Raw genomic sequence first — 12403 nt, forward strand, 5'->3', positions numbered from 1 at the left:
ATAGTAAGGAATAATCAGAATGAAATGTCAACACCAAAATTCACCACTTTCTGGATCGGGTACCAATCGCCGGTACCTTCGTTTGTTTCGGGATCCATATCTACTTCTCCCAGCCCGTCCCAGGTAAGCAGGTTCATTCCCTGCACATAAAATCTCACCTGATCCAGGCCAATCTTCTTTATCGCAGGCTTTGGCAGATTATAGCCCAGCTCTATGGTTTTTAACCTCACATATTTGCGGTCATACAAAAAGAGGCTGCTCGCATTGTTCTTGTTGTTGCTGTGATCTCCAAAATGAAGCGCCGGATAAGTAGCGGTTTCCGCTGTTTCGGGAGTCCACCGGTTCAAATGCATGGGTTTCACTTTACCATATTTATCCTGATTGAACAGCGGGAAGTCGTATACCGCCGCGCCCGAAAGCTGCATGGAACCGCTGGCCGCGCCCTGGAAAAGCATGCTGAAATCGAAGTTCTTGAAGCGACCACCAACCGGGAGACCAAACATCAGCTCAGGGTTCACGGGATTTCCGGTAGCAGTTCTGTCGCCCAGATCATCAATGCGCCCGTCGCCATTCAGGTCTTTATACACCACGTCGCCGGGTCTTAGCGTACCCCAAGACTGGTAACCGCTGCCCTGGTTCATCGCATTCAATGCATCCGCTTCCTCCTGGTTGCTTACAAAATGATCGAATATGTAGTTAAAATGCTCTTTGATCCGTTTACCTGTATTGGCCCGGCCGCCGTAGGCATAAGGTATCTCATTCATGAACACGATTTTATTGCGCGCAAATGAAAGGTTTGGACGAATAAAATAGGTGACGTTTTTACCAATGCTGCCACTCCATCCTATTTCAAGATCAAACCCTTTGTTGTTGACGATGCCCGAATTAAGATAAGGAGCGTTTTTTCCAACAAGATCCGGAAAGCCTAGCTTGTTGCCGCCACCCATATCCGTAATAATGTCATACCGGTGCTCGTGGAAAAGGTCGAGGGTGAATGTGAGGTGCTTGAAAAATGTGGCGTCGATACCAATATTCGCTTTTCTCGCCTTTTCCCAGGTTAAATCAGGATTGGCCAGGTCGCCTTCCGACAAATACCCGCCTGCTCCCGAACCAAAATTATCGGTACCGAAATTGTAGTCACCGTCTCTTCCGCCAAAGTATTGCAGGTAAATAAACCGCTTGTCATTGGGTACGCGGTCGCTGCCTACCAGACCGTAAGAACCGCGGATTTTCAGGTTGTTCAACCAGTTTTGTGAACTGATCATAAATCTTTCTTTGGAAGCTACCCAGCCCGCTGATACCGATGGGAAGAAGCCATAACGCTTGCCTTTGGCGAAGTTCTCCGATCCGTTATATGCCGCATTGAATTCCAGCAGATAGCGGTCGTCGTAACCGTAAGTGGCGCGGGCAGTAACGCCCTGGTAGCTGAATGGAACCTGGTTGTTGATAATCCGGCGCGACCTGTTGCCCAGGACCATCCCCGTTACATGATGCGAACCGAAGTTATGCATGTAATCAATCTTGGCCTGAATATAAGTCCGACTTTCATTGTCTTTGTTGTCATATCCATTCCCGATCGTCTGGTCAATATCATACTTGTTACCAGATTTATACGCACCGGTATAGTGTCCCGGTGTACGATATACGTCACTCCCGTCAACCGGCACGAATGTGGCATAACCAGGATACTCCCGGTAACCTTCGGAGTAAGTATTCACCTTCCGGTTGATCCAGCCGCCATCGCTGGCGTCGTAGGAGAACATTCCGTCAACTGATAATCCTTCGGCAATAAAATTGAGCTTATGCCCCAGCGAGAATGATCCGTTCAGGTAAGTATTCTTTTCATTTAAAAAGCCTGTCCGGCTTAATTCACCTAGGATATTAAACCTGTAAATCTGATCGCCATAAAGCATTCCGAGCGGGTTATTCGCTGCAAAAACCCGGTTCGCAGGATCGTCATTTGGCTCAACAGTTATCGGCAGATACGAAGGCTGCGTATTAGCGAGCTCCACAATCCTCGCCGCCGATGTACCAGGTGCATTGCGATCGGTAATGCGGGCGCCAATGTCGAGTTTGGCGTAAAAGTTATCTGTTATATCAATGTCAATATTTGAGCGGAAATTGTATCGCTTAAACACAGCCTGTGTACTGTTGGTACTCAAATCGGTGTGCTTGTAGTTACCATCCTGCTGGAAATAGTTGGCCAGAACAAAGTATCTGGCCCTCAAAGATCCACCGCTAATAGATAAACTGTAATCATGCTGCACACCAGGCTTGAATGCATAATCGAAATAATCCCAATTGTAGCCCAGCCCGTCAGAATTGTCGCCTTTTGCCTTTCTCCAGTTCGCAATGGAGGCTTCCGAAAACAGGTTCAGGGTAGACGGATCTGCGTCGGGATTATCGTTTCTTCTTGCTTCATTATATAACATCGCATAATCAGCCGAACCCAGGTAAGTCGGGAATTTCACGGGCTGGTTCACACCTACCGAAGCTTTAAAATTCACAGTTGCCTTATCCTGCACTTTCCCGCGACGCGTGGTAATAAGGATTACGCCATTTGCGCCCCTTACCCCGTACGGAGCTGTCGCACTCGCATCTTTCAGGATTGTAAATGTCTCTATCTCAGAAGGTGCCAGATAATCCATACTTCTTTCCAAACCGTCGATGATCACAATCGGAGACTGGTTTCCATAAGTGGCGGTACCGCGGATAAAAATATCACTCCTGTCAACTCCTGGCTCACCGCCGCTGAATTGGTTGGCAAAAAGACCGGGAAGTCTGCCCGCCAGCGCATTGGTAATGCTGGCAGTCGGACTTTGTTTCAGATCTTCGGTCGTAATGGTCGCGATCGAGCCGGTAATGGTCGCTTTACGTTGCGAACCAAAGCCTACGATCACTACTTCCTCTAATCCGCCCAGGTCTTCCTGCAGTTGTATGTTGATTGAAGTTTGTGCATCGATAACCTGTTCTGTTCCCAGAAACCCAATGAATGAAATGACGAGCACATCGCCTTGTTCCGCTTCAATGGTAAACTTTCCGTTTGCGTCGGTGGAGGTACCTTTGTCAGTACCCTTAACTATCACCGTCGCGCCGGCGAGCGCTACTCCTTTCGTATCCTGAATTGTACCCGTGATCTCCCGGATCGTTGCAACTGGCTCGGCAGGCTCTGCTGAGATGGTACGAATGAGCGTCTGGCTCTGTTGTTCTTCCTTCCTGAACACCGCGATCTGCTTTCCTATGATTTTATAAGCCAGCCCCGATCCTTTGAGCGCCTTGTTAAGAATGGAAGTAACGGTCTCGTTTTTTACATCGAGATTCAAAGAAGCTTCCCGCTTTCCGGCGAAAAGATCATCACTGTAAAAGATCCGGTAATCTGTCTTTTCCTGGATCTCCCTGAACAGCGTGGTCAGGTTCCCGTTGCGGATTTTCACATCCATCCGACTTTTTTGGGAATAGCCTGTCGCATGAACGCTCATCATTGCGATCCACAACAGCAGTATAGTCAACCTCATAATTTTCAGGAATTTCCGGGAACACAGCACTCCCCAAGGGCGATGCCCCGAATGGTCAAATTTTTTCATAAATTTGATATGACTTTTGTTGATACAATGGTTACAGAAATCACTTGCTTGCCGGCAAGTGTAATCGATCGGAAGACGTTGCCGCGTCTTCCGTTTTTTATTGCGTAATGGTGCCTTTCCTTAAAACAAACCTCCTTTCTGTTTGGTGATACGTAAGTGATGTTGCCGCCGACAATATGTCCAGCACGTGCGTAATGTCTTCCTGCAGATCCAGCGACCCTGAAAATGTTTCCGTGCTGCTGTCCGCTTCGCCCAGTTCAATATCCACCTTATAGTAGCGCGACAACTTCTTAAGGATCTCCCCCAGCGGAGCGTGATTGTTTAACAGGTACCCGTCTTTCCAGGAAACATATTCCGTCACATTCACCTGCTCCACGTTAAGCGAAGTATTTCCGGGATTATAAACCGCACGCATTCCCGGTTTCAGTTTGCGTTTCTGAGCTTTGAAAAGCGACTGCTGGTTCGCAGTAAGTTCAATGCTTCCATTCACGAGCACCGCTGACGTAAGCTGGTCGTCGGCATAGGCGCTGATGTCGAATTCTGTCCCGAAAACCTGGACTTTCATGTTTTTAGTATGTACAAAAAACGGCTTATCCTCAGCATGGGTTACCGCGAAGTAAGCCTGGCCTTCCAGATATACCTCCCGGTCCGCCGAAGTAAATTGCGCCGGGTAAACCAGCTTGGAGCCCGAGTTTACCCAAATTTTGGTACCATCTGTCAATGTAACCACCGACCGCTTTCCATAGGGTACGATCAATGTATTGAATTCCTGCCCCAGAACCTGCTGATCAATCGCTGTGACAGAGTCGAGGCGGATGTGACTGCCATTCTTTCCATAAGTGAGGGAGGAATTCTGTTCCTGCAAACTAATCATTCTCCGGTCTGCCAAAACAAGCTGCGTCACTTCTGTGTCAATCACTGCTGCTGAAGCTATTTGCTGCATGGCGGTGCCGGCACCTCTGTTCAGACTGAAATACGCTAATCCGGAAAGAAGCAGAATAGCAACAGAAGCTGCTACCGAGTACCACAGCCTGTTCAATCTAACATGCTTCTTCTGCTGAATACTTTCCTCCACCCGCGTCCACAAGTAAGTCTTTTCCGTAACCGGCAGACTTTCGTGGCGGATATGCTGCATCAGCTGGCGCGTCGCCTCTGCTGTTTTCTGATCCTCCGGGGAAAGCTCCGGAAGCTCGGCATCCTGCGATTTTCCTTTCCTGGGTAGTTTTTTCTTCATGCGCAAACTTGTTTGACATAGAAGAGAAAGCTTTCGTCAGGATATAGACTCTTAAAATGATTTATTTTTATAAAAAGTTGGAAATATCTACTGCCAGCAGAAAATCAGGATAACTGAACCAAATTCCAGCTTTCCGCGGAGCTGCTTCAAGGCGCGGTAGATGAAAGTGCGGCAGGTCGGTACCGAGATCTGCATTACGGCGGCTATCTGATCGTAATCCAGGTTCTGATTATACCGCAGGTAAAGGATTTCCCGCTGGCGCTCGGGAAGCTGGTTCAATTCAGCGGCGAGCTGCTGCATGAGTTCGCGCTGGCCTTCGTCTATGATGATTTCCTGTTCTATACTGAATGCAAACGCATTCATTCCAAAAGTATCGTCTGCATTCCACCGGTCCAACCTCAGCCTGGTTGCTTTGCGATGTGCCGCATATAGCTTTCGGCGGAAAGATTTGAGGAGATAAAATTTCACATTCACTTCCTGCGACAAGCCCGTGCGATAACTATGAAGGTCGATGAAAAGATCGTGAATACAGTCTTTTACCAGATCATCATCAGTAGTATACCGCATTCCAAATGCAAAAAGGCTGTCTGAAAATTGATCATACAGCTGACTGAATGCCTGCTGATCGCCAGAAACAAAACGTTCCCACAGTTCAGTTTCCGGAAGTGTATGTGTCATAGCTGAGTAGCAAAATTTTAATTAAAATTATAATAATTAAATTAAAGACAGCAAGTGCGCCTGGAACATATCCGGTTTGCACGGCCTGATATGTTGCATGATTAGCTTGCCAAGTTCCGCGATAGTTTTATACTTTGCACAAAAAAGGACAATATGGAACCTGCATTGTTGAATCAAGTCCCTTCGCTGGATTTAGCCGATTTCACTTCCGGAAATCCCGGGCAAAAAGCACAGTTCGTGGCTGACCTCGGTGCCGCTTTTACAAACATCGGCTTCGTTGCGATCAAAAATCACGGACTGAGTGATGAGCTGCGTGAAAAATTATATGCCGCAGTGCAGGAGTTTTTCAGACAACCTGATGAAATCAAGAGAAAATACGAATTTCCGAACCTTTTCGGGCAGCGCGGGTATATCAGCAAAGGGAAAGAAACAGCAAAAGGTTTTAAGGTAGCCGACCTGAAAGAGTTTTACCACGTTGGTCAGCCGGAGCCAATCGGGAATATGCCTTCCAATGTATTTCCGGAAGGTTTTCCGGATTTTGAAAAATACACGCTTGAAGTTTATAAAACCTTCGAAAGTACAGGAAAAACGCTTCTGCGCGCTATCGCTGTCTACCTGAATCTGGAAGAAGATTATTTTGAAGATAAGGTAAAAAACGGGGATAGTCTGCTCCGCGCATTGCATTACTTCCCTATCCCAAACCCTGAGCTGGTACCCGAAGGTGCGGTGAGGGCTGCGGCGCACGGAGATATTAACCTCATCACCCTGCTGATGGGCGCAAGTGCAGAGGGACTTGAAGTGTTGCGGCGCGACGGCGAATGGATCGCAATCACTGCATTGCCAGACCAGATTGTTGTCAATGTAGGCGATATGCTCGACAGGCTGACAAATCACAAACTGAAATCCACGATCCACCGCGTGGTCAATCCGCCGCGGGAGAAAATGGGTACTTCGCGCTACTCTATCCCATTCTTTATGCATCCACGCGCAGACATGGACCTGACGAGCCTGGAAAGCTGCATTACACCGGAGCAACCAAAATTGTACACGGATATGACAGCCGGCGAATTCCTGGATGAACGTCTGCGGGAACTGGGACTGAAAAAATAACGCTGCGACCATTTTGGCTCCCCCACCCATTCGCCGTTTCAGATACATCATTTACCTGATGGATATCCTCCTGCTCTCGCTCACTGCATTTGGCGGGCCTCAGGTACATTTGATGATGATGATCGAGCGGCTGGTCCGCAAAAGAAGGTACATTACAGAAGAAGAACTGCTGGAATTGCAAGCACTTTGCCAGGTATTGCCCGGGCCAAGCTCCACGCAGACCGTGACGGCGATCGGCTTGAAGATCGGGGGGCAGCCGCTTGCTTACCTCACCCTGGTTGTATGGTCCATCCCCGCAATGGTACTGATGACCGCAGCGGCTATCGGGATCCATTATCTTGAAACAAAATCCATTTCACTGGATTTTACGCGTTTTGTAGGTCCCATGGCGGTTGCATTTCTGATGCACGGCGCCTCTTCGATCACGCGCCGCGTTGTTCATAACAGGTTGGGATGGACGTTTTTGATCATATCCACGATTCTGGCTTACCTCTACCCTTCGCCTTACATGACGCCGGTGCTGATCATTCTGGGCGGAGTAGCAGCTTCCCTTAATTTCAAAAAACACGAAAAAATGGAGAAGGCACCGATCCGGATCAAATGGCGGCCCATTATCTTCTGGATTTCAGTACTGGTGGCGGCGGCGATTGTAGGTAAGATCACCAACTCACTTCCGGTGCGCCTTTTTGAAAACTTTTATAGGAATGGAAGTTTGGTATTTGGCGGCGGCCAGGTGCTTGTTCCCATTCTTTACAACGAGTTTGTTGAATTTAAAAGCTATCTCACAGAGCAGGAATTCCTGGCGGGAATGGCGCTGACGCAGGTGGTACCGGGGCCGGTGTTCTCCATTGCTACTTTTGTGGGAAGCATGTCGCTGCAGTCGCACGGTATTTTCGGACAGATTGTGGGCGGATTTGTGGCTACCACCGGCATTTTCTTACCGGGTACATTTTTCATTTTCTTTGCCTATCCATTCTGGAACCAGCTCAAAAAATACCGCGGCATTAGGGCTTCGCTGGAAGGAGTGCACGCAGCCAGCTGCGGGCTGACGATCGCGGCAGCCATTTCCCTTTTTCAACCCATGATGACGAACTGGCAACCACTCGCAACAGTCATCGCCACACTCCTCGTGCTCACCTTCGCCAAAATACCCTCCTACTTCATTATCCTCGGCGGATTGGTTTTGGGACTGCTCTTTTAAGGAATGCAGCCTTTTTTCCCTAAATTGCCTATTCACTAAACTTCATCTCCTTGATGACACATACTACTTCAAATTCGAAGATCCACGAGGGATGCTAGCTAAGTTGTTCACCTACCTTGTCACCCTAGGCGCATTACTAACCTTGTCACCCTGAGCGGAGTCGAAGGGCGGGCACAAAGCATCTCGCATGTTCCCTTCGACTCCGCTCAGGGTGACAAAGGAGTAGTAACATACTTAAAGTACCAGAACCATACCATTCAAATCTAGAAAATAGCATACACCAATCCCCTGTAATGAAAATCCCGCACTTGTTATTCCTTTTTCTGCTTTTAAACAGTTTCCTGACAAAAGCCCAAACCGGCAATTCCCCGACATATCTTGCTAAAAACCAAAAATGGGTTGACTCAGTTTTCGCGTCACTTACGCCTGACGAAAGGATTGCGCAGCTGATCATGATCCCGGCGGTATCGGATGTTAAAAGGGCTTTGATCGATCCGAAGGCGAGTAGCCCGGAGATGGTTGAAAAACTGATTCGCGAAAATAAAGTTGGGGGCATCGTGTTCTTCCAGGGCGGGCCGGTACCACAGGCGCGACTGACAAACCACTATCAATCCATTTCAAAAGTACCGCTGCTGGTAGCAATGGACGCGGAGTTCGGACTGGCAATGCGCATTGACAGCACAGTCCGGTACCCTTATCAAATGACACTCGGCGCGATCCAGGGCAACAACGACCTGATCTATGAAATGGGCGCGCAGCTGGCCAGACAAGCGAAAAGGCTGGGCATGCATATCAACTTTGCTCCCGTTGCCGATGTGAATAACAATCCGAACAACCCGGTGATCAGCTTTCGCTCTTTTGGTGAAAACAAGTTCAAGGTAGCCGATAAAGCTGTGGCCTACATGAAGGGAATGCAGGATAACGGGCTACTTACCAGCGCAAAACATTTTCCGGGCCACGGGGACACTGGGGTTGATTCGCATTTTGATCTTCCGTTGATCGCACACGATGTGACGCGCATCGATTCACTTGAAATGTACCCGTTCAAAGCATTGATCAGCAATGGGATCAGCGGTATTATGATTGCGCATTTGAGCATTCCGGCTTTGGACAAAACCCCTAACCTTCCTTCGACATTATCCAAGCCAATTGTAACAGATATTCTGCGAAAACAGCTTGGTTTTGACGGACTGATTTATTCCGACGCGATGAATATGAAGGGTGTGACCAAGTATTTCCCGGATGGAAAAGCCGACGCAATGGGCTTGGAAGCCGGTATGGATATTCTGGAATTTACAGAGGATGTGAACAAATCCATTGCCGAGATCAAGAAGAGCATTGCGGAGGGCCGGATATCCCAGCAGGAAATCGATGAGCGCTGCAAAAAGGTTTTAATGGCAAAAGCGTGGGCCGGACTCGACCACTACAAGCCGGTTGATATGAATAACCTGTACGAAGACCTGAACCCGAAATCGGCCGAGCTGATCAACAGGTTACTGACGGAAAAAGCATTAACCGTTTTAAAAAACGACAATAACCTGCTGCCACTGCGCGACCTGGATACATTGAAAATCGCTTCTGTTTCGCTAGGTGCGGATACCGTCACCACTTTCCAAAAAACGCTCGAACTTTATACATCCGTTGATCACTTTTACATCCCGGCAAAAGCTACGGAGGCCCAGATTGCTGCATTGAGGGCGAAAATAAAGGATTACAACCTGCTGCTTGTTGGTGTACATCTGGGTAGTATCTCTCCCAAAACCAACTACGGGCTGACTGAACCGATGAATGCAGTACTGCAGGAGCTGATCGCGACAAACAAGTCGGTGGTTTCGATATTCGGTAATCCATATTCTTTAAACAAGATCGAAAAAGCGGCGAATGCAAAGGCGCTGGTAATGGCGTATCAGCTGACACCTTACACGCAGGACCTTTCTGCGCAGCTGATTTTCGGTGCAATACCGGCGAGCGGCAAATTGCCCGTTACTGTAAATGCACAATTTCCGTACAATGCAGGTATTGAAACGCCTGCGATCGGCCGACTGAAATACACAATTCCTGAGGAACTTGGAATGGATTCCAGGATCATTACTTACAAAATCGACTCCATTGCAAATCTTGCAGTAACACAAAAAGCAACGCCTGGCTGCGTGGTGCAACTCGCGAAAGATGGAAAAGTGTTTTTCAGGAAAGCTTACGGAAAACATACCTATGAAGGCAATGCAAATGTAAAGCTGACTGACTTGTATGATCTGGCTTCCGTAACCAAAATCACTGCATCGACGCTCGCATTGATGAGCCTGTGGGACCAGAAGAAGTTTGATCTTGATGCTACAATGAAGGATTATCTGCCTGATTTTGAAAAATCTAACAAGGCGGACCTGGAATGGAGAAAGGTACTGACGCACAGCGCACGGCTGAAAGCATTTATCGTACTTTGGAAAGAGGCACAAAATGCCGACGGAAGCTGGAAGAAGAAGACTTTCAGCACCAAACAATCGAGGAAATACCCGATCTCAGTTGTGGGCGACAGCTTGTTTATCTTCAAAGATTATGACAAAACGATATTTAAATCCATCCGCGATTCTCCATTGAATGAAAAGGAAGGTTATGTATACAGCGATTTGTCGTTCATACTTTACCCACAGATCGTGAAAAGGTTATCGGGTGAAAATTTTGAGGATTACCTGAAAAACCATTATTACCACAAGCTGGGCGCCAACTCGCTGACATTTAATCCAAAACGGTTTTACAAGCTGGAAGATATCGTTCCGACCGAGCGTGACACATTTTTCAGGATGACACAGTTGCACGGACAAGTGCACGATGAAGCCGCCGCGATGCTTGGCGGATTGAGCGGCCACGCCGGACTTTTCGGGGATGCAAATGATGTGATGAAAGTGTGGCAAATGTACCTGCAGCAAGGTTACTATGGCGGCCAGCAGCTGCTTAGCAAAGATGCGCTTTTAGAGTTTACAAGATATCAGTATCCTGAAACAGGCAGCCGCCGCGGGATCGGATTTGACAAGCCTACATTCAAGTATTCAGGCAATGCGCCTAAATATGCAAGTCCGTCCAGCTTCGGGCATACCGGCTACACAGGCATTATGACGTGGGCCGATCCTGCATGGAACCTGAACTACGTTTTCCTGTCGAACAGAGTATATCCTACTAGGGAAAACAGCAAGATATCGACATTGAACATACGGACGTCGATCATGGATGTGGTGTACCAGGAGCTGCTGAAAAAGTAGGCAGCAACTGGCAGCAGGGCTTTAATATTCCTACCTTTGTACTACTCACCTCTCCAACAATATGGCACAACACTATCGGTTTGACAAGGAAAAAGCGTCACGGCGACCGGGCGTAACCCCGCTGAAAGACGCGATAGATCAGATGCTGGAAAAGTACAGGCTACGTACCCGGTTTGACCAGTCGTACGTGGTGGCGCATTGGGACAAGATCATGGGATCGGCAATTGCCACACGCACCCGGAAGGTATATATCCACGAGCGGACACTCTTCCTGCAAATAGAATCTGCCCCGTTGCGCAACGAACTTTTCCGCGCCAAAAGCAAAATCATCGAGCTTATCAACAGGGAGATGAAGAGTGATCTGGTTGATGATGTGATTTTTATTTGAGGTTAGTACCAACACTGTTCATGAATCCAATCAAACTTCCTCCTTTTTTAAAACCTGGTGACCACATTGGCATAGTGGCGCCGGCAAGTGTGATCAGGTATGATGATATCCTCGGCGGCATTGGCATTTTTACAAATAAATGGGGCTTGCAGGTAAAAGAAGGCGAAACGCTGAACACTGCATTCAACCAGTTTTCTGCCGACGACGAAACCCGCAGGAATGATCTGCAAAAAATGCTTGACGATCCGGACATTAGCGCCATTATTGCAGCGCGTGGCGGTTATGGCTGCTCCCGCATCGTGGACGGACTCAATTTCGAACGGTTTTTACAACATCCTAAATGGATCGTCGGTTTCAGTGACCTGACTGTACTGCTTTCACAGGTATATCAATTGGGTTACGCCAGTCTCCACGCGCCAATGGCGAAATCGATTACTACTTACGGAGGCGAAAAGGCGGAAGAATCGCTCAGGCAGCTGTTGTTTGGAGAGCTACCCGAATACTCCATCGACGCATATCCCCTGAACAAAACCGGGCAAGCGACCGCGCCAATAGTGGGTGGAAATCTCTGTATCCTCAACCACCTGATCGGCTCCAAAACGGAAATCGACTTTACAGGTAAGATCCTTTTTATAGAAGACATTAACGAGTACCTCTACAATCTGGACAGAATGGTGATCCAGATGAAAAGAGCAGGAAAACTGGAAGATTTGGCCGGGCTGGTAGTGGGACAGTTTACCGATATGAAAGACAACAGTGCACCTACATTCGGGAAAGATGCGAATGAGATCATTTATGAACATATTAAGGAGTATAACTATCCCGTATGTTTCAATTTTCCAGTCGGCCACGTGGGTGATAACCGCGCCATGTGCGTAGGTATGCCTGCTCAACTCGACGTAAATACGGAGGCAGCCCATCTGAAATTCCTGCCTGTTTCCGCTTCGATTTAAT

8 protein-coding genes are annotated in these 12403 nt (G+C 48.0%); 5 read left to right on the forward strand and 3 right to left on the reverse strand.

Annotated elements, in window-relative coordinates; genetic code table 11:
- Positions 1–14: 14 nt before the first annotated feature.
- The 3 genes from ASG33_RS13055 to ASG33_RS13065 all read right to left on the reverse strand — a co-directional run bounded on the left by ASG33_RS13055 (position 15) and on the right by ASG33_RS13065 (position 5496).
- Positions 15–3515 carry a TonB-dependent receptor gene (locus ASG33_RS13055; protein WP_229238634.1) on the reverse strand — a complete coding sequence of 1167 codons (3501 nt, stop codon included), beginning with the start codon at positions 3513–3515 and terminating at the stop codon, positions 15–17.
- A gap of 166 nt (positions 3516–3681) precedes the next feature.
- Entirely contained in the window at positions 3682–4818 is a 1137-nt protein-coding gene (locus ASG33_RS13060; protein WP_056285530.1) for a FecR family protein, read from the reverse strand.
- A gap of 87 nt (positions 4819–4905) precedes the next feature.
- Positions 4906–5496: an RNA polymerase sigma factor gene (locus ASG33_RS13065; RefSeq protein ID WP_056285535.1), complete on the reverse strand. Its 591-nt coding sequence runs from the start codon at positions 5494–5496 to the stop codon at positions 4906–4908.
- A gap of 153 nt (positions 5497–5649) precedes the next feature.
- Here ASG33_RS13065 and ASG33_RS13070 point away from each other — a divergent pair, with 153 nt between their 5' ends.
- The 5 genes from ASG33_RS13070 (at position 5650) to ASG33_RS13090 (ending at position 12402) form a co-directional block, all read left to right on the forward strand.
- Positions 5650–6606: an isopenicillin N synthase family oxygenase gene (locus ASG33_RS13070; protein WP_056285538.1), complete on the forward strand. Its 957-nt coding sequence runs from the start codon at positions 5650–5652 to the stop codon at positions 6604–6606.
- A 58-nt stretch (positions 6607–6664) separates the two neighbouring features.
- A complete protein-coding gene (gene chrA / locus ASG33_RS13075; protein ID WP_056285540.1) occupies positions 6665–7807 on the forward strand; it encodes a chromate efflux transporter in 1143 nt (380 codons plus the stop codon).
- Positions 7808–8100: 293 nt separating this feature from the next.
- Entirely contained in the window at positions 8101–11061 is a 2961-nt protein-coding gene (locus ASG33_RS13080) for a glycoside hydrolase family 3 N-terminal domain-containing protein (protein ID WP_056285543.1), read from the forward strand.
- A gap of 61 nt (positions 11062–11122) precedes the next feature.
- A complete protein-coding gene (locus ASG33_RS13085) occupies positions 11123–11449 on the forward strand; it encodes a DUF721 domain-containing protein (protein WP_056285547.1) in 327 nt (108 codons plus the stop codon).
- 20 nt (positions 11450–11469) lie between these two features.
- Positions 11470–12402, forward strand: coding sequence for an LD-carboxypeptidase (locus ASG33_RS13090; RefSeq protein ID WP_056285550.1), 933 nt, complete (start codon positions 11470–11472; stop codon positions 12400–12402).
- Position 12403 lies beyond the last annotated feature (1 nt).

Origin of the sequence: Dyadobacter sp. Leaf189 (genome assembly GCF_001424405.1) — a bacterium.
Taxonomy (GTDB): domain Bacteria; phylum Bacteroidota; class Bacteroidia; order Cytophagales; family Spirosomataceae; genus Dyadobacter.